This is a genomic window from Arenibacter sp. 6A1, from assembly GCF_012272855.1.
GTDB lineage: Bacteria > Bacteroidota > Bacteroidia > Flavobacteriales > Flavobacteriaceae > Arenibacter.
Genome location: NZ_JAAXCQ010000006.1, coordinates 116578 through 135310 on the forward strand (window position 1 = coordinate 116578; position 18733 = coordinate 135310).

At 40.3% G+C, this 18733-nt stretch carries 12 protein-coding genes; 3 read left to right on the forward strand and 9 right to left on the reverse strand.

Annotated features, from left to right (window positions below; genetic code table 11):
- The first annotated feature begins 81 nt into the window (after positions 1 to 81).
- The gene (recQ, locus tag HCG49_RS07065; RefSeq protein ID WP_168468834.1) at positions 82 to 2283 is read left to right on the forward strand and encodes a DNA helicase RecQ; all 2202 of its coding nucleotides are present in this window, start codon (positions 82 to 84) and stop codon (positions 2281 to 2283) included.
- Between the two features lie 137 nt (positions 2284 to 2420).
- Here recQ and HCG49_RS07070 read toward each other — a convergent pair whose 3' ends face one another.
- From HCG49_RS07070 to HCG49_RS07110, 9 genes are all read right to left on the reverse strand, one after another.
- The gene (locus tag HCG49_RS07070; RefSeq protein ID WP_168468835.1) at positions 2421 to 3482 is read right to left on the reverse strand and encodes an LD-carboxypeptidase; all 1062 of its coding nucleotides are present in this window, start codon (positions 3480 to 3482) and stop codon (positions 2421 to 2423) included.
- Between the two features lie 111 nt (positions 3483 to 3593).
- On the reverse strand, positions 3594 to 4898 hold the full coding sequence (locus HCG49_RS07075) for a carboxypeptidase-like regulatory domain-containing protein (protein ID WP_168468836.1): 1305 nt from the start codon (positions 4896 to 4898) through the stop codon (positions 3594 to 3596).
- 423 nt (positions 4899 to 5321) lie between these two features.
- Complete coding sequence (locus tag HCG49_RS07080) at positions 5322 to 5894, reverse strand: PepSY domain-containing protein (RefSeq protein WP_168468837.1); 573 nt, start codon at positions 5892 to 5894, stop codon at positions 5322 to 5324.
- Positions 5895 to 5990: 96 nt separating this feature from the next.
- The gene (locus HCG49_RS07085) at positions 5991 to 7517 is read right to left on the reverse strand and encodes a carbon-nitrogen hydrolase family protein (RefSeq protein WP_168468838.1); all 1527 of its coding nucleotides are present in this window, start codon (positions 7515 to 7517) and stop codon (positions 5991 to 5993) included.
- A gap of 45 nt (positions 7518 to 7562) precedes the next feature.
- Positions 7563 to 8297: a 23S rRNA pseudouridine(2604) synthase RluF gene (gene rluF, locus HCG49_RS07090; protein ID WP_168468839.1), complete on the reverse strand. Its 735-nt coding sequence runs from the start codon at positions 8295 to 8297 to the stop codon at positions 7563 to 7565.
- A gap of 217 nt (positions 8298 to 8514) precedes the next feature.
- Positions 8515 to 10620: a family 20 glycosylhydrolase gene (locus HCG49_RS07095; protein WP_168468840.1), complete on the reverse strand. Its 2106-nt coding sequence runs from the start codon at positions 10618 to 10620 to the stop codon at positions 8515 to 8517.
- A 182-nt stretch (positions 10621 to 10802) separates the two neighbouring features.
- On the reverse strand, positions 10803 to 11255 hold the full coding sequence (locus HCG49_RS07100; RefSeq protein WP_168468841.1) for a DUF1569 domain-containing protein: 453 nt from the start codon (positions 11253 to 11255) through the stop codon (positions 10803 to 10805).
- Positions 11256 to 11396: 141 nt separating this feature from the next.
- Complete coding sequence (locus HCG49_RS07105) at positions 11397 to 12755, reverse strand: aldehyde dehydrogenase (RefSeq protein WP_168468842.1); 1359 nt, start codon at positions 12753 to 12755, stop codon at positions 11397 to 11399.
- Between the two features lie 59 nt (positions 12756 to 12814).
- A complete protein-coding gene (locus HCG49_RS07110) occupies positions 12815 to 15268 on the reverse strand; it encodes a M14 family metallopeptidase (RefSeq protein ID WP_168468843.1) in 2454 nt (817 codons plus the stop codon).
- Between the two features lie 327 nt (positions 15269 to 15595).
- On the opposite strand from HCG49_RS07110, the gene bshC reads away from it, so the two are divergent.
- Both bshC and HCG49_RS07120 read left to right on the forward strand, forming a co-directional pair.
- Positions 15596 to 17197 carry a bacillithiol biosynthesis cysteine-adding enzyme BshC gene (gene bshC / locus HCG49_RS07115; protein WP_168468844.1) on the forward strand — a complete coding sequence of 534 codons (1602 nt, stop codon included), beginning with the start codon at positions 15596 to 15598 and terminating at the stop codon, positions 17195 to 17197.
- A 158-nt stretch (positions 17198 to 17355) separates the two neighbouring features.
- Positions 17356 to 18729 carry a pyridoxal phosphate-dependent decarboxylase family protein gene (locus HCG49_RS07120; RefSeq protein ID WP_168468845.1) on the forward strand — a complete coding sequence of 458 codons (1374 nt, stop codon included), beginning with the start codon at positions 17356 to 17358 and terminating at the stop codon, positions 18727 to 18729.
- Positions 18730 to 18733: the final 4 nt, after the last annotated feature.

Consider the following 18733-nt stretch of genomic DNA (forward strand, 5'->3'; position numbering starts at 1 on the left):
GAGTTAAAGTTCCAAAACTTATTAAAGCATCTTATTTTTGCAGTTGCTGTAACATGAGTTTATAAAATGGTCAAGTACTGTATGGAATTAAATGAAATTGATTTACGTGTCTCTTTGAAAAAGTATTTTGGGTTCTCCCAATTTAAAGGCTTACAAGAACAGGTCGTTAAAACTATATTACAGGGAGAGAATACCTTTGTGATTATGCCAACCGGTGGAGGAAAATCGCTCTGTTACCAATTGCCTGCCCTGATGCAGGAAGGAACGGCCATTGTAGTGTCTCCCTTAATAGCCTTGATGAAAAACCAAGTAGATGCCATCCGTGGGTTGTCTTCGGAAATGGGGGTTGCTCATGTGTTGAACTCATCCTTGACTAAAACAGAGATAAAGCAGGTGAAAAAAGATATTAGTAGTGGCGTCACTAAGCTGTTGTATGTGGCACCAGAGTCGCTTACAAAGGAAGAGTACGTGGACTTCTTGCAAAAGGAAAAAATTTCTTTCGTAGCGGTAGATGAAGCGCATTGTATTTCAGAATGGGGTCACGATTTTAGACCCGAATATCGAAATTTAAAAGCGATTGTCAATAGGCTGGGAGATAATATACCCCTAATAGCCCTTACAGCTACCGCAACGCCAAAAGTTCAAGAAGATATCATTAAAAACTTGGGCATAAACGATGCTAAAATATTTTTAGCAAGTTTTAACAGGCCTAATTTGTACTATGAAGTACGACCAAAAACTCAAAATGTCGACAGTGATATTATTCGGTTCGTAAAACAAAATTCGGGGAAATCTGGAATTATTTATTGTTTAAGCAGAAAACGGGTCGAGGAGTTGGCACAAGTGTTACAGGTAAACGGGATTAGTGCGGTGCCTTATCATGCCGGTTTTGATGCTAAAACAAGGTCAAAGCACCAGGATATGTTCCTAATGGAAGACGTAGATGTCGTTGTAGCTACTATAGCCTTCGGAATGGGGATTGATAAACCCGATGTACGCTTTGTAATCCACCACGATATTCCCAAGAGTATAGAGAGCTATTATCAAGAAACTGGTAGAGCTGGAAGAGATGGGGGAGAAGGACATTGTTTAGCTTTTTACTCCTATAAGGATGTAGAAAAACTAGAGAAGTTCATGTCCGGGAAACCTGTGGCCGAACAAGAAATCGGCAACGCCCTATTGCAAGAAATAGTGGGATATGCCGAAACTTCAATCTCACGTAGAAAATTTATTTTACATTATTTTGGAGAGGAGTTTGATGAGGTGAATGGTGAAGGCGCCGATATGGATGACAATACCAGAAATCCTAAAGAAAAACACGAGGCCAAAGACAATGTCGTTAAATTGATCAGTGTCGTTAAAGGTACCAGTGAGAAATTTAAATCGAAAGAAATTGTCAAGGCCTTGACAGGGAAAGTAAACGCCTTGATTGCTTCCCATAAAACCGATGAAAAAGAATTCTTCGGTATCGGAAAAGATCGGGATAAAGGATATTGGATGGCCCTGATACGCCAAGTCTTGGTAGCTGGTTTACTTAAAAAAGAAATTGAACAATACGGAATACTACATCTTACGCCCAAAGGGGAAGAGTTTTTAAAAAATCCTACCTCATTTATGATGACCCGCGATCATGTGTATAACAAAGCGGCAGACGATGCTATCGTTAGTGCAGCAAAAACTGCAGGAGGTGTCGCCGATGATAAGTTGTTGAGGATTCTTAAGGATTTAAGAAAAAAGCAAGCGCAAAAATTAGGAGTGCCTCCCTTTGTAATCTTTCAAGATCCTTCCTTGGAAGATATGGCCTTGAAATATCCGATATCTATAGAAGAACTAGTGAATATTTATGGAGTAGGGGATGGGAAAGCTAAAAAATATGGTAAACCTTTTGTGGCCGAAATCGCTACCTATGTAGAAGAGAACGATATCCTAAGACCCGATGATTTGGTGGTGAAAAGTACAGGGGCCAATTCTGCCCTTAAACTTTATATCATTCAAAATGTCGATAGGAAATTGCCTTTGGACGATATTGCTTCGGCAAAAGGACTAGAATTGAATGAGCTTATAAAAGAAATGGAACAGATCGTTTTTAGTGGAACGAAATTGAATATAGATTATTGGATCGAAGAAATCTTGGATGAAGATCAGCAAGAAGAGATTCATGACTATTTCTTAGAAGCCACTACAGATGATTTACAGGTGGCCTTAAAAGAGTTCGACGGAGACTACGAAGAAGAAGAACTGAGACTATATCGCTTAAAGTTTATTAGCGAGGTAGCCAACTAACGGCTACCTTGATTGAAGTGAAGCTTTAATCGTCAAAATAATTTTAAAACAACCGCTCCTAATCGTAGGGGCGGTTTTGTTTTTAGGGGGTGTTGTTAAAATGTGTGACAGCTATAAACGCACAAGCCACTATCTTTTTAAGGTAGAACTGGTTTTTCTAATATTTCCAAGTGTATCTTTTCACTGTCCAAGCGAGCCGTTGCCCCAATAGGAAAGGTGAAGTTGTTGTCTATATGGCCAAAGGTCATGCCGTAAACCGCAGGAATTCCTAATGGTTTAATCCTATCCAAGATTACCTCCTTTAAGGTAAACTTATGGCGGTTTGGTGGGGTATCGCAACCGGCAAATACACCCATCACTATCCCAGAGGCCTTATAAAAGGTTTTGCTTTGCATTAATTGGGTCAACATTCGGTCTATGCGGTAGGGGGCTTCTTCTATTTCTTCTAGGCATATAATAGTATTGGTAAAATCTATCTCATGTGGGGTTCCCATAAGGGAAGTGACCAGGGTTAGACTTCCTCCTACCAATTTTCCGCTCGCTATTCCGGGAGTAATAGTATATCGGTCGTACTGCGGATGTCTGTATTTTTTTTCACCGCTCAAGTCCTTATTTTCCAATGCCTGAAATTCCAAAGGGGCCATGATTGCCTTTTGTAGTTGCGCTATACTGTACTCGTGGTTAAGCGTGCTTCCTACGGGGCCATGGAAAGTAATTAAGCCTGTTTTTTGGTTGATGGCGTTCAATAAGACTGTAATATCACTAAAGCCAATAAAGGCTTTGGGATTTTGTCTTATATTTTCGTAATCTATCAAATTCATAATCCGAGTGCATCCGTAACCTCCTCTGGCACAAAGGATGCCGTCGATATTGGGGTTGGAGAACATTTCATTAAGGTCCTTGATCCTTTCCTCGTCCGTATTGCTAAAATAACCATGATTCCCAATAATACGGTCAGTATGATAGGGGATAAACCCCATGCCGATCAGGGTAGCCTTGGCCTCTTCCAAAATCTCCGGCTTAACAGAGTATCCTGGGGCTACTAGTCCAATAGTATCGCCCTTTTTCAAGGCCTTTGCCCTAACAGGGGCTGTGTCCGGTCGATTTTCGGGGGTGGAAGTAGCGAATATGGTAGAGGGGAGTAGGCTAGCTACAGAAGCTCCCAAAGCTGTTTTAAAAAACTGTCTCCTTTTTTTCATGCTTGTAGTGTCAATGGGCTAAATTTACAACATTGCCCATAAAGATATGACTGTCAATTTAGCAGATTGATATTTACAACCGCGAGAAGGGTAGTTATAGGACGTCCGTTCTTATTTGGCGCTAGATTTTTTTAATTGTCTTTGGATTTTTTTGATGGCAGATTCTATGGATTTTTCTGGTTCAATAATATTGTATTCGCCCCAAAAATCAGGGTCCGAAAATCCAGAAGCCTCATCCGACATAATGATTGATGATTTTAATCGGTTTCTTGCTTTAGGAACTTCACCCGAAGGGTTTTCACTCCAGTCAGTAATAGCCATTTCTGCAGTTAAGGAATAAACGGAATTGAATAGCTTATCGTCCCAATTTATCTTAAACTCCAATAGTACATTGCTATAGCCATAATACCATTTTCCGTTTTTTTCGCGATAGTCTACTCTATAGGCTACATCGGTGGGCCATACCCTTGCCTTGGCAGGTTTTTTTCGGACAAAGAGTTTGGCCGCTTCGTCTTTGTTGGTAATATTTAATGAATATACGGCGTTGGTTAGAATTTTGTTTTCCGCGTCTATATATAGTTTTCCTTGATATAATTGGTCTTCAATAGTCTCTTTTTGCTTAAAATTGATAATGAAAATTAATTTGTCCTGTACCATGGTAGAACTAGATACCGTAAAATCATAATAGTCCAATGTTTCTTCGGTAAATATATATTGGGGATATTTTACCATGTCTACAAATAAGGTATTAAAGGGGCCGCCCTGAAGTTTTAGGGTAAGGGTGTCTAACTTGCTATAATCTGTACTTTTTCTGGACTTATACATTTCAACTACATCCTTGCGGTCATTAGTATAGGCTGCTTTGTATATAGTGACCACAGCTTCGGACAAGGAAACATTTTTTCTTCTCTTTTTAATCGTTTCCCTATAAAAGGCGGTCATAAGAGTTGGCTTGTCAAAATAATGGTCCCCTCTTTTTTTAAGGGTTTCCCGGACGAGGTTCGCGGCATTTTTTGGGATCGCAAGGCTCACTTCTCTAAGTTCGGTGATGGAGGTCTCTAAAGCTATTTTGTTTTTATCGGAGCTTAACTCTTCTAATGAAAGATGCTTGGTTTTATATCCTAAAAACGATACGATAAGGTTCTCTTTGGCCAGGGCCTTGGGAACCTTAAGAATAAATTCGCCCTCGGTATTGCTAACCGTGCTGATATTGGTGTTCTCAACGGTTAGGGAAGCAAATACTAAGGGTTTATTGGTTTCTCCATCTACGATTTTTCCTCTGTATTGATTGTAAAGGCTTTCTTGTTCCTGTAAATCCTGAACCAAAGGGGCAGCAGATAAAAAATGTGGAGCACTAATGAACAACAATATAAATATGGCTGTTAGTAAGGTGTTTTTCTTGTAGATATTGATCATGATTAGTTCCTTATTATTAATACAATTGGTCAATCAGTCAGCTTATTTCTAAGTTAATGATTTATAGGATGATATGCTATTGAATTAACGTTTTTAATTGAAGGGGGAGGCTTATGTGTTTGGTAGGTTTAACTTGTTAAACAGCATTAAAGGTGTGGCGTTTTTTGATGCATATTTAATTTTTTCGCGTTAGGGATCGCAGCGGCATCCCCGCAGCAGCGCAAGGGATATAGCGAAGAGCCCGCCCGACGCAGGAGGGAACGCCCTAAGAAAAAGATAAAGGCCACACGAAATTGGACTGCCTACCTAGGAAACAACCTTCCAAGGGCTTTTAGACTATTGGTTGAAAAATAGCGAAAGGTCCTAAAAAGGGAGGTGTTTTTTTAAATAGTAGGCGAAAATTAGAGAATATGGCTGATAGATCTAGGCTCTAGCGGCTGCTTTTCGCATGCGTTTAGGGCCAAGCCATAACCAAAACCCGGTGGCGGTAAAAAGAAATAGGGAAATGCCCATGATGGTAGAATATACAAGTTTAATGAGACCCGTTCCCGTATCTAGGAATTTATCTAGGATGGAGCCGTCGTGTAATTGCTCTATAAAATCGCCACGCCTTCTTTCTATATGTAGTAGTTTTCCAGTGGCACCATCGAGCTGTATGCCCCAATAGCCCTCCTCAAAAATGAATTTGACCATGCCCTTGTCCTTTTTAACATCTACACGGTCTAGGGCTAATGAATGGGTGCTGGAAATAGAGTCCTGGAAAATTTTAACGGCATTGGTGTGGAGATCGTCCAAGGGGAGCCAATCCTTAAGATCGGTGGAAATTCCCTGACGAGATTTGGACAATATTAAATCGCCACTGTGTTTTTTCCAGCCCAATAGTAAGCCCGAAATGGAGATGATAAAAAAGAAGACAAATAACAGTGCGCCCGACGTTCTGTGAATTTTTCTGAATGTTCTTAGAATTTTGGCCTGGTTTTGTCTTTTTTTTTGCACGGTGTATATATGGTTGTTGGCTATTATGAATTGGTTTGTTGGGAAATAAAAAGGGAATCCAAGTTATAGAACAATTGGATTCCCATAGGTAAGTACTTATTTTTTGCTTAGCTGAAACAGGTCTACTCTTCTGTCTCTAAGGTTTCGTACGCTTCCAAACTGATTGAGTTGTCTTAGAAGGTCCAAATCTACATCGACAATTAGGATCATTTCAGTATTTGGTGTGGTTTCTGCTTTCACCCCATTGGAAGGAAAAGCAAAGTCACAGGGGGTAAAAACCATGGATTGGGCATATTGAATATCCATATTATGAACCTTGGGCAAGTTCCCAACGCTTCCGGCGATGGCTACATAACATTCGTTTTCTATGGCTCTGGCCTGGGCGCAATGTCTAACTCTAGAAAAACCATTTTGAGTATCGGTAAGGAAGGGGACGAATAAAATATCCATGCCTTCATCTGCCAAAAGTCTGCTTAGTTCCGGAAACTCGGAATCATAACAGATAAGGACGCCTATCTTTCCACAATCGGTATCGATAATTTTAATCTCGGATCCTCCTTGCAAGCCCCACACTTTAGCCTCGTCCGGGGTGACATGGAGTTTTTCATAGCGTTCCTTGGTTCCGTCACGCTTACAGACATACCCTACATTATAGAGCATTCCGTTCTGGATTTCGGGCATGCTTCCGCTAATGATATTGATGTTATAGGAAATGGCCAATTCCGAGAACCTTTGTATAATGGTAGCGGTGTGCTTCGCAAGTTCCCGAATGGCATCGGGCTCGGACATATGATTGTTTTCGGCCATCAGAGGCGCATTGAAAAACTCGGGAAACAAGGCAAAATCCGAACGGTAGCCAGAAACGGCATCTATAAAGTATTCGGCCTGCTGCAATACCTCCTCTAAGTTTTTATACGGGCGCATTTGCCACTGTATGAGCCCCAAGCGTACGATCTTTTTGGTCGCCGTGGCATTTTTGTTCTTTTTCTCGTAATAAATATTGTTCCATTCCATCAGAACTGCATAGTCGTTGGAATCCGAATCTCCTTCCAAATAGTTCTTTAGGATTTTGCTGGGATGGAAATCGTTGGAAATCTGAAAATTTAGCACCGGGTCATGAATTTCCTTGCGCTTCACTTTTTCTATATAGGCCTTTGGAGACAAGGTGTCCATATATTTGTGATAGTTTGGTATTCTTCCCCCAAAAGCGACTCTTTTAAGGTTTAATCGTTCACACAATTCCTTTCTGTAATCGTATAATCTACGTCCTAGCCTAAGTCCTCTGAATTCGGGTTTTATAAAAACTTCTATACCATAAAGGGTGTCTCCGTCTGCAGTATGTGTGTTAAAAGTGTAGTTTCCCGTAATCTGCTCATAGGTGTGGTGGTCATCGAGCTTCTCGTAATCCAAGATAATAGAGAGGGCACATCCCGCAATTTGATCGTTTACCTTTATAACGACCTGGCCCTCGGGGAATTCGTTGATCAGAGTTTCAATCTGATTTTCTCTCCAATAAGCATTGGGCATAGAGCTGTAGGAGGCTATCATGACTTTTTTTAACTCTTGATAGTCGTCTAGACTCAAATAGGTTAATTCAACATTTTCAATATCTTCCATATTCATGATAATAGCCTTTAAAAGGGGGTGTTGCTGGTTGGTATACTGTTATTATTTGTGGTGGGTCTTTTGGGAGTCCGAAATTAAGTCGTCCAGGTCTTTAAGTTCCTTTTCGGTTAAATCGCGCCACTTTCCTACTGGGACATCCAATTCTATATTCATAATTCTTATCCGCTTTAGGGCCACTACATTATAGTTGAAGTATTCGCACATTCTTCGAATTTGGCGGTTTAGCCCTTGTGATAAGATAATTTTAAATTGGTATTTACTTATTTTTTCTAAATGGCATTTTCGAGTAACCCGATCTAAAATAGGGACCCCGTTGCTCATTTTTTCCAAAAAATCTTGTGTAATAGGTCTGTCAACCTCTACGATATATTCCTTTTCGTGATTGTTTCTTGCCCTAAGTATTTTATTGACAATATCGCCATCATTGGTCAAAAGAATAAGGCCTTCACTAGGTTTGTCCAATCGGCCAATAGGGAAAATACGACTGGGATAATTAATGTAATCTATAATATTGTCTTTTTCTACCCTTGTATCCGTAGTACAAACAATGCCCAAAGGCTTGTTAAAGGCTATATAAACGCGTTTATCTTTCTCTTCGGAAATAAGCTTCCCATCTACCCGGATTTCATCCGCAATGGTGATTTTTGTCCCCATTTCCGGAACCTTTCCATTAATGGTTACACGCCCCTGATCTATGAGTTTGTCTGCAGCCCTGCGGGAACAATACCCCATTTCGCTTAAAAACTTATTAATTCTTTTGCCCTCCTTCTCTTCCATATTTACACTCCTAATTCTCTATATATTGCGTTATCGGTTCTTGAACCTTTTAGCTGAAATGGTTCAGAAACTAATAGCAAATTTATGGCTTTTTTTGATTGGTTACGCTATTAAAAAATTACGGGTACGCCTGTAATTATGTCAAAATTATAAAGCCATAGCTGTCATAAATATCCAACCTAGTTCTTACTAGGAACTAGGTTGGATAGAAATGGTTTTATTTTTTTAAAGCATCTGAGTTCTCCATATAAACTTCCTTATTCATCTCCTGATTTAATTTTTCGAAGAACAGTATTTCCGCATAAAATTGCCAGTCAAAATTTAAGGATTGGTTGGCCAAATGAACGTGATGGTCCTGATCTAAAATATAGTTGTCTGGTTTTGATAAGATACGCGTTTTTCCATAAACCTCCTCTAATTCCCTTCTCAAGGATGTGAATGTTTTTTGCAATTCTTTTAAATTAGTAGCTGCCAGTGCTAATTGTTCTTGGTTCTCGGCATTGTCGTACGCTTGTAAGGCTAAAAGGATTTGTGGACTAAATTGGGCCAATTTGTTTACTTGCTCATAGACTTCTAAGTTATAAATGTTTCTTAGGGCTTTGGCTTTAGAGGCTTCAATTTTCTTAGCGATGCTATCCGTCGTTTGTTTTATTTCGGATGCTTGTTGTAGGCGCTCGGCATATTTTGTGCTCCAGGCACCTTTATTGTTTGGGTCTGGAAAATCTATGACTGCCTTCTCCAATGCGTTTTTCATAGAAGGAAGGTAATTGCGCTGATTGCCTTGGAGCAAAGCATTTTTCCAGAAGGCAACAGGTTGTTCAAGCTCGGTAATAAAACTGTTCTCTTCCCCAGCCATAGTGTAACCATATTGTCTATGTCTAATGGCAGTTTTTAAAGCATCCTTAGATTGTTTGTCTCCAGACCAACCGTATTCTGAAAAAGCCAAAATACCACGCATATATAATTCAAAATGTGGGGAATCGTCGTCCCATAAGGTCAATAATAATCCGTCAAGGCCACTTTTAATAGAACTCTCGGCAAAGGACCTGATATTTTCTATATTGCCGTCTTCTTGTGGCATGAGTACCCACCTGGTTTGTCCGGCAGTGGCTCCCATAACCTGTAAGTCGTGACTAGAAAACCATTGCATAGCCTTGATGTTTCCCAATGCTTGTGGCGAGTTATAGTTCCAACGCATATAGATACAGTTCTTTGGAAATAGGTCTAAAAACTCCAGTAGCTTATGCTCGTTTTCTTCCCAAACCTTGTCTACCTCTTCTTGGGTCAAATCCTTGTTAAACATGGGGCTATAAACATCTGCTTGTTGCAAGGGCATGTCGTCCCAGAAAATAGGGGTTCTTCCGTGTTCTTCGGCAAATTTGGCAACTTTATTTAACCAGGTCAACTGAAGTTTTAAGGCGGGTTCTTTGCTGCCCCTTCCTGTAGTGTGTACTTCATCGCCACCTACGTGTAAATACTTTCCGTGAGGAAAGGCTTCCATAGCGTCTAAATATAGGTCAAACTGTACCTCGTATGTTTTTGGGTCGAGCGGATTAAAAGCCCAGTCGCTTTCTAAGTTATCTCGAAGGTTTTTATATTCGTCGTGCTTTAAAATAAAAGAGGCGTGTCCCAGTCCTTGTACCAAAGGGCTGATTTCTATATGGCGCTCCTTGGCGTAATCGCTTAATTTTCGCCATTCCTCGATACTCCAAGCATCGGCAGAGGCCACCACAGGTTGCCGTTTGAATTTTAATTTGTCCTCTATTTCAATAATGATTCCATTAACCTTATAACCGGCTAGTTTGTCCATTAACTGATAGTAGTAATCTCTTTTTTCCAAATGATGTTTTACATCTAATTGTATAGATCTATACGCTAAGGCGGGGTAATCCGTAACCTTGCAAAGTGGAAGGTTTACCTTTTGGTCCCTAGCATCGATAAAGAGTTGTTCTAAGGTTTTAAAAGCATAAAAGAGTCCGGCTTTATCTTTACTGTTAATAATGATTTCGTTGTCCGTGATATTTAAAGTGTAGCCTTGAGGTTTCACACCAAGGGTTTCATCAATAGAGAATTTTAGCAGCGTAGGAGTACCGTCGGTCGTTTCCTTAAGAAGAATCAATTCCTTGTTAACAATAGGAAGTTCCGAAGAGGATGCTGCCTGATAGGTTAAGGGAGTGTCAAAGGAAATTGAACTTACCCCGTTAATTTCAAATTCTTGAGGTAAGGGTAAAATTTTAAAATCTCCTAATTTGTTTTCTTTTGGTGTGCACGAGAACATCAGAGCAACAATGGTCAAAAGATAAATGCAATTAATTTTGTTCATAATGGATTAATATTTGGTAATTAGAATTTCTGTCCGTAGGATTTTAACTCTTAAAAAGCTAGGATTTAGTTTTAAAACGACTGCTGAAGATACGTTCTTTTAAAAAAAGGAACAAAAACAATTTAATATTAGGCGATAAAGATTTGAAAACAAAAATGTAATCCATTAGCTATAAGATGTGCTTATACGCCAAATTGGCTTAAATGATGGTCTAGGTGTTTGTAACATAAATTGCTCCATTCTGTCTTGGTTAAAGGGCCAAAAGAATGCGATTCCTTTAAATGGAAGTGTGTTTCTCCAAGTTCTTGAGTCTTGATAAGGTAGTCGATAAGGCGTTTTTTTTCGGCTTCAAAATCCCTTTCGCCTGCAATTACAAATTGCGGAGCGGTTTTGGTGTTTTTTTTATAGGGCTTCTCATTAACGACCATAGGTTTTACTATAAGGGTAAGAATGAATCGCATGAATGAATTGGGCTTGGGATGTTTGTCGGTATAGATCATTTCGTAGGTGACGTTGCAATGAGCTAGCATTTGGCCTACATTCATTGTGCCCCAAAGGTTATTGCTTTGTGGACTAAGCAGCTGTATTCTATCGATTAATTCTGTAAGATCGTTTTTGTCAAAAACATTTTTCATAGTAAAGAGGATGGTAAGTTGTGAGTATAATGTTGGGCCAATCTGAAAACAAGCCGAGCTTTATATGTCCAATATAGGAGTGTATTTCTTTTGAAGGATAGGTGAGCAAGCTTATTCTGGGTAAAAAACCAAAAGAATTTTTTAGCCAAAGAGGAGTTTTATCAATTTTAGTTTGAAATTGGTATGGGGGTAATATTTTATACTGGGTTCTAACCAGGTGGGTTTGTCCAAGACGCCCTTGTAATGCGAAAAAGCTTTAAAGCCATACTCGCCATGGTACGATCCTATGCCGCTTTCGCCGACACCACCAAACCCCATATTGCTATTGGTAATATGCATAAGCGCATCATTTATGGCGCCTCCGCCAAAAGAAATTTCATTTAAGACCTTCTGCTTAGTTTTATTATCATTGGTAAAAACATAACAGGACAAAGGTTTAGGGCGCAATTTTATTTGTTGCAGAATGTCTTCTAAGTTGTCATATTCTAGAACGGGTAAAATAGGGCCGAAAATTTCGTCTTGCATGACCTTGTCCTCAAAGGTAACATCGGTCATAATCGTGGGCGATAATAGCCTGTTTTCTATGTCGTGTTTACCACCATAGAATAGCTTGTCCGTATCAATTAAAGCCAGCAGCCGTTCCAGGTTTTTTTGGTTGATGATCTGTACATAGTTATCGGCTTCGATCAAAAAATTGGATGCTTCGATTTCTTTTTTCGCCAATGCTAAGAATTCAGCTTTTTTCGAAGCATGGACCACCACATAATCTGGGGCTATACAGGTTTGGCCGGCATTTAAAAACTTGGCCCAAATAAGGCGTTTTACGGATACCTTTAGGTCGCAGTTTTCCGTGATAATGGCCGGACTTTTTCCACCGAGTTCCAAGGTAACCGGGATGAGGTTTTTAGCTGCTGCCTGGTAGACTATTTTGCCTACTTGTACGCTGCCCGTAAAGAATATTTTGTCGAATGCTTGTTTTAGCAGGGCTGAAGTTTCTGGGACACCTCCCTCAACGACCTTAAAGAATGAAGGGTCAAAATTTTCATTGATAAGTTTGGCCATCGCATTACTGGTGTGTATGGGCAGTTCGCTTGGTTTTAATATAACCGTGTTTCCCGCAGCAATAGCGGCAATGGCCGGAGCAAGGGAAAGTTGGTAGGGATAGTTCCAAGCCCCAATGATAAGGGTTACGCCTAAGGGCTCGGGAATGATATACGATTTGGCGGGAAAATTGGCCAGATTGGTCTTTACCCTTTTAACGGCCGACCACTTTTTAACCTTTTTTATGGCTTGCTGTATATCGTGATAAAGCAAACTTAACTCAGCCGTATAGTTCTCAAAGGCCGATTTTTTAAAATCGGCATAGATAGCCCGATGCAAGACTTCTTCATTGGCCTTGAGTAAGGATTGCAATTTTTTTAACTGTGCTATTCTAAAGCGAATGTCCTTGGAGGCGTTGGTGTTGAAGAATGTTTTTTGTAAGTCTACTAGTTCTTGCATCTTGTTTCTTGTTACACTGTGATCTTATGGTTATTGAATTGAAATTTAGCGTTTTATTTTTATTGAACCATGAATAGGGCGTTTACAAAGAATAGTTTGCCATTTTCCCAAAACCCTCTAAATACCGGATTGTCTACCATGTATATAATTTGTCCTCTTCCATATTCTTCTACGCCAAAAACAAGGGTGTTTCCAATTTTTTTCTTGGCTTCGCTCCCTGCAAAACCAGAAACTGGCTGCGGGTCGTTCTCCAAATAAACCACGGTGCCGCGATCCAAATATTCATAGGCATCCTGCCCGAGTTTTAAACTGAAGTAGGTGTCGTCATACCCATAGGCCAAAGGATGGGTGTGGTCTACCTTGGTTTTAAAAATGGCGCCAGTAATCATGTTTTTAATCCCTTCTCGTTCTGTTGCGGCGTACGGCAGTAGCGTAGCTGTGCTGTCTGTTTTGTAATCTCTTTCTTGTATTTGAAATCCATCGTCGCCCTTAAAGGCATTAATGGCACCTTCCATGGCAATGATTTTACCGCCATTTTGAACATACTCCTTTAAATTGGCCAACAGCTCTTGATCTATAAAACTACTGTAATTACCATTGGGTAAAATAAGAATATCATAGGCAGATAAATTAATGCCTTTAAAATAATCGGCGTCTAGTACAGCAATGGGATATTCTAATTGTTGCTCAAAAAAGTGCCAAACTTCACCAAATTGTAGCGTGTTTGTAGGTGCTCCCGATAGCACCGCTACTTTGTTGTGCGGAATCATAGAAACAGAGCTAGAGCCAAAATCTTTCCCTTTTTCTACCCATGAAGTATTGCTTGCCGCCAAGTTTATGTGATGCTTTTGAGCAATCTCGGTGAGGGATTTAAGAAAGTTGGGGTTTGATTTGTTGTCGGCGCGATTGATGATTAAACTTCCTCTTCTGAACTCTTTTCCCTCTATTGTAAAAGGCTCCTTGGCATGGCGTACCCGTATTTTGTTTTTAAGAAGATCGCTTAAGAATCGGGCATCGTTCATACTGCTCCAATCCGTTAAATAGGCGAGTGCATTTTCAGGGAGGGTTTTATTTGATATAGGTATGTTCCAATTATCTACAGCATCGGCTGAAACCTTGCTTTCTGAAGCAATAGCGTCCAATCCATAGGCATAGGGTAGGGACCAAGCCGTAATGTCATAAGTAAGGGAGTCACTTAGTTTGGTGTTTGGTTCCATCAATACCTTAACCAAGGTTCCTTTGGTCTGGTCGGTCGAAATCACCATGCTATTAGAGGTGGTTTTGTGAGTAGAAGTCTTTCCATTACGGTAATCATATCCTTTTACAGATCCAGATTTGGCACGGCCATAGGTAATTTCATGTTGGTTTAATAGGTGGGCAAGGGCGTTCATTTTATCGTCATCGCCACTTAAAACATAGCTCTTGTATTTGAAATTTTTATGCTGGTAGAATTTCTTAAACTCTTCGTTTAATACCTTGCTATGGTTGGCGGCTACTTCTACGGTTGATAGGCCCGTAGTGATATGGTGAATCATCCGATCCTTTAAGGTTAAGACATCGCCTATGCTAGTAGTTATCCCTAGTCCGGCACGTCCGCTGCCGCCCTGTTCGTAGGTCATGCCAATTCCCCCATTGTAGGTAGGGTAGGTGTCTCCATAACTAGGGTATAAGAGGTCAAAAACCTCCTTTGTAAAATAAAACCATCCTTGGGCATCAAAGTATTTGGCGTGGTTATTGCCTACGGTTTCTTGAAACGCTCGCTGAAAATCGGTCACCACTTCGTGAAAGGGTTCGGCCGCAGGAGCAAAGAAATAAGGGTTATCTACCCCTTGTTCGTGAAAATCGACATGGATGTGCGGCAACCATTGGTTGTAAAGCTTAATCCTTTGTTGGCTCTCTATTTGGGTGAGCCATGCCCAATCTCGGTTAAGATCGAACATATAATGGTTGGGACGCCCATTTAGCCAGCCTTCATGGTGTTCCTTACTATTTGGGTCTATGTTAAAAGGAGTGTTTTTATATTGATAGTACCAATTGACATAGCGGTCGCGTCCATCAGGGTTTATACAAGGATCCATAATAACCACGGTGTTCTCTAAATAAGAGGTATTGGTAGTCAATAGCTCATAGATAGTCTGCATGGCTGCCTCAGTACTAGTGCTTTCATTGCCGTGTACATTATAGCTCAACCAAACAATGGACTTATTCGCGTTCCCTTGCCCTTGGGTGGCTTTTAAGTGTTCTGACCGTATGCTTTCTAGATTTTCGATGTTTTCGGCCGAAGAAATATAGGCCAATAGCAAAGGTCGTCGTTCATTGGTTTTACCGTATTCTATTAATTTTACCCTATCCGATGCGTTTTTAGAAATATGATTGAAGTACGCAACAACCTCGTGGTGACGTGTAAATTCGGATCCCAGTTCATACCCTAAAAATTCGGAAGGGGAACTGATGGTTTGAGAAATTCCGAATGTTGAGATAAAAAGGATAAGGACAATGAATAGATTTTTCATGTTAATTTTCTTGATAGACTTTTTATCAAAACTAAGAAATATAAGTGATAACAAAACTAAGGGTAGGGAGAAAGCTACACCTTTCTTACTATGGAGTGTTTATGTATAAAACACTGTAAGACAATGGTTGGAAGTCTTGGGGAGTCATAAGGTATGGATAATTAAACTTCTTAACGTATTTTTAGGCTTTCAAAAAAGGGATAATTTTACCTTTACGCGACAATTAGTAACGTTTCCATTAAATGAGCATGACCCAAAACTGGTCCCAAATACCAATGAAGAAATGCGAATTACATATGACCGTTAAAAAACAAGAAATATCTGCATATGAAAGTTAAAGGCATACCTTTTAAAAACACTGGCTATTTTTCCGATTTAATATGTGATTATCTAAATGGGAAAGAAGCTTTGTCTCCATTTTATAATAGGCAGCCTACCTTAGCACAGTTTAAGGAACAGATAAAAGAGAAGAACAGTTTTTCACAAAACAACAGGGATGTTTTGCACGATGCGCTTATTGGGCAGTACGCAAACACCCAGACTTCTGCAGATACAGCAACTAATATCTCTTTGCTCAAAGCACCCTCTACTTTTACGGTGGTTACCGGGCACCAGTTGAATTTGTTCACCGGACCCTTGTATTTCCTATATAAAATTATATCGACCATTAATCTAGCGAAGGAATTAAAGCGCGATAATCCCGAATATAATTTTGTGCCCATTTATTGGATGGCTACCGAAGACCACGATTTCGAAGAAATCAACTATTTTAATTTTAGGGGAAAGAAATTACAGTGGAATAAAAAATCTTCTGGAGCAGTAGGGGTTTTGGAAACCGATGGTTTGGAAGCAATATTAGAGGCCTTTTCCAATGAAATAGGGAATAGCCATCATGCTAATAAGTTAAAGGAAATGTTCCAAAAGGCCTATCTGGAGCATAATACCCTAACGGATGCTACCCGCTTTTTGGCCAATGAGCTCTTTGGAGAGTATGGCTTGGTGATTTTGGATGGTGACGATAGAGCATTGAAGCAGTTAATGGTGCCCTATATAAAGAAGGATTTGCTGGCAAAAACCTCCTTCGAAAACGTAAAGACGACCATAGAAAAACTTCAGGCCTTACCAGAAAATTATGGGATACAGGTAAACCCTAGGGAGATAAATTACTTTTATATAAAGGATGGTCTCCGGGAGCGGATTATAGAACAATCAGGAAGATTTTATGTGAATGATACCAAAATAGAATTCTCCCAAGACGAAATTCTAACAGAACTTAACAATCACCCCGAGCGGTTTTCGCCAAATGTAATCTGTAGGCCCTTATTTCAAGAGGTGATATTGCCAAACCTTTGCTATATCGGTGGTGGGGGAGAACTGGCGTATTGGTTAGAACTAAAAGAGGCCTTTTCGGCCATGGAAGTGCCTTTTCCAATATTATTGTTGCGTAACTCGGCCTTGGTGATTACAGAGAAGCAATTTGGAAAACTAGAGCGAATGGGAATTTCCTTAACCGATATATTTCTAAAACAGAGCAGTTTTATCAATAAAAAAATCCGGGAAATTTCGAATATCGATATCGATTTTACTCCACAAAAAAATCTCCTAAAAGAACAGTTTACAGGAATGTACGAACTGGCAGCTCAAACAGACCCTTCCTTCACTGGAGCCGTAAAAGCTCAGGAAATTAAACAATTGAAGGGATTAGAACACTTGGAGAAGCGGTTGTTGAAAGCCCAAAAGCGAAAATTGGAAGATCAGGTGAAACGTATGACGGCACTTCAGAACGAACTTTTTCCTAACAAATCCCTGCAAGAGCGGAACCTTAATTTTTCTGAACTGTACCTAGAATATGGTCAAGAGTTGATTCCAGTCCTAATGAACGCCCTACAGCCATTGTCTGGTGAGTTTTCTATCGTAATAATGGATTAAATTTATGCTGAGCTTCACTTAAATCTAGTGTTGAGCTTAATTTTATTAGGGTAAATTATTAATTGTCGGTGTTACTGTAAGCATATCGGAGTATTAGTTTGTGTTTGGGCTTCTAAAATTTTTCAAAAAGTTATCTTTGGTGAAAACTCAACGAATCCATGCATAAAGTAGATTTTGAAATGGTGGAAATGACCTTAGATGTCATGAAATACGCCATCGGTAGAATAACGCATCCTTCACCAGAATTAGGAAAACCCAAAAAAGAAACGGAATTAAAGGCTTTGGTAGGTGAAACCATTACTGAAGCGGGAATTGGAGGAGAAAAAGCTTTTCAATTGTTCAAGGATGTGTTGGTAAAAGCCACCGTTCCTATAGATCACCCACGACACTTGGCCTTTGTACCGGCCTCCCCGACAAGGGCAGCAGTGATGTTCGATTTGGTAACCTCGGCTTCCAGTATCCATGGAGCCTATTGGATGGAGGGTGCCGGAGGTATCTTCTGTGAGAATGAAGCGATGAAATGGTTGGTGTCCCTTACCGGAATGCCCAAGGGGGCTTTCGGAGTTTTTACGAGCGGCGGTACCGCGGCCAATCTTTCGGCAATGGTAACGGCAAGGGAGAACTGGCGTAAAAATCCAAAACACCAAAACGAAAAAGGCTTGATCATAACCTCAAGCGGGGCCCATTCTTCGGTAAAATCAATGGCAAAAGTGATCGATTGCGATGTGCTTTTGGTAGAAACCGAAGAGGAGATGACAGCTGTGGCTTTGCAAGAGAAAATAACCTCCCTAGACCCACAACAACGACATAGGTTATTTGCCGTGGTGGGAACAGGCGGGACTACAAATGCAGGGATCATCGATGATTTGTCCGGGATCGCCGCGATTTGTGAACAGGAAAACCTTTGGTTTCATGTCGATGCCGCCTATGGAGGTGGTGCTTTGGCCTCTACTTCTAGCAAACATTTGTTTAACGGAATAGAAAGGGCAGATAGTATTACTATTGATCCCCATAAATGGCTCTTTTCCCCATATGATTGTGGGGCCATATTGTATAAAAACCCTGAACTCGCCAAGGAAGCCCATGCACAAGAAGGTTCTTATTTGGATATTTTTAAAGATGAGGGCGCACACGGATTTAATCCATCCGATTACCAGATTCAATTAACACGACGGGTAAGGGGCTTGCCGCTTTGGTTCTCCTTGGCCATGCATGGGACCGACAAATATGCCTGGGCCGTAGATAAGGGAATCGAATTAGCTAATTTAGCAGGGAAACTTATCCAAGAACACCCTTTGGTAGAACTGGTCAGAGAACCTAGTCTGTCTTGTGTTTTATTCCGTAGAAAAGGATGGTCGCCCTCGGATTATACCAACTGGACCTATAAAAACCATAGAGAAGGTTTTGCCTTGGTAACCCCTACCAAATATAAAAAGGACGGAGTGTACGAAACCGTAGCACGGTTTTGTTTTATCAATCCAGATACCAAAGAAGAAGATATTACCATGATTTTGGCGTCAATGGAGGCGTAAAGAA

Bases quoted from the DNA above. Each gene is read 5' to 3' on its own strand.
- HCG49_RS07085 (WP_168468838.1), bottom strand. From the start codon at position 7,517: ATGAATATGGAAGATATTGAAAATGTTGAATTAACCTATTTGAGTCTA.
- recQ (WP_168468834.1), top strand. From the start codon at position 82: ATGGAATTAAATGAAATTGATTTACGTGTCTCTTTGAAAAAGTATTTT.
- HCG49_RS07075 (WP_168468836.1), bottom strand. From the start codon at position 4,898: ATGATCAATATCTACAAGAAAAACACCTTACTAACAGCCATATTTATA.
- rluF (WP_168468839.1), bottom strand. From the start codon at position 8,297: ATGGAAGAGAAGGAGGGCAAAAGAATTAATAAGTTTTTAAGCGAAATG.
- HCG49_RS07095 (WP_168468840.1), bottom strand. From the start codon at position 10,620: ATGAACAAAATTAATTGCATTTATCTTTTGACCATTGTTGCTCTGATG.
- HCG49_RS07120 (WP_168468845.1), top strand. From the start codon at position 17,356: ATGCATAAAGTAGATTTTGAAATGGTGGAAATGACCTTAGATGTCATG.
- HCG49_RS07070 (WP_168468835.1), bottom strand. From the start codon at position 3,482: ATGAAAAAAAGGAGACAGTTTTTTAAAACAGCTTTGGGAGCTTCTGTA.
- HCG49_RS07100 (WP_168468841.1), bottom strand. From the start codon at position 11,255: ATGAAAAATGTTTTTGACAAAAACGATCTTACAGAATTAATCGATAGA.
- HCG49_RS07110 (WP_168468843.1), bottom strand. From the start codon at position 15,268: ATGAAAAATCTATTCATTGTCCTTATCCTTTTTATCTCAACATTCGGA.
- HCG49_RS07105 (WP_168468842.1), bottom strand. From the start codon at position 12,755: ATGCAAGAACTAGTAGACTTACAAAAAACATTCTTCAACACCAACGCC.
- bshC (WP_168468844.1), top strand. From the start codon at position 15,596: ATGAAAGTTAAAGGCATACCTTTTAAAAACACTGGCTATTTTTCCGAT.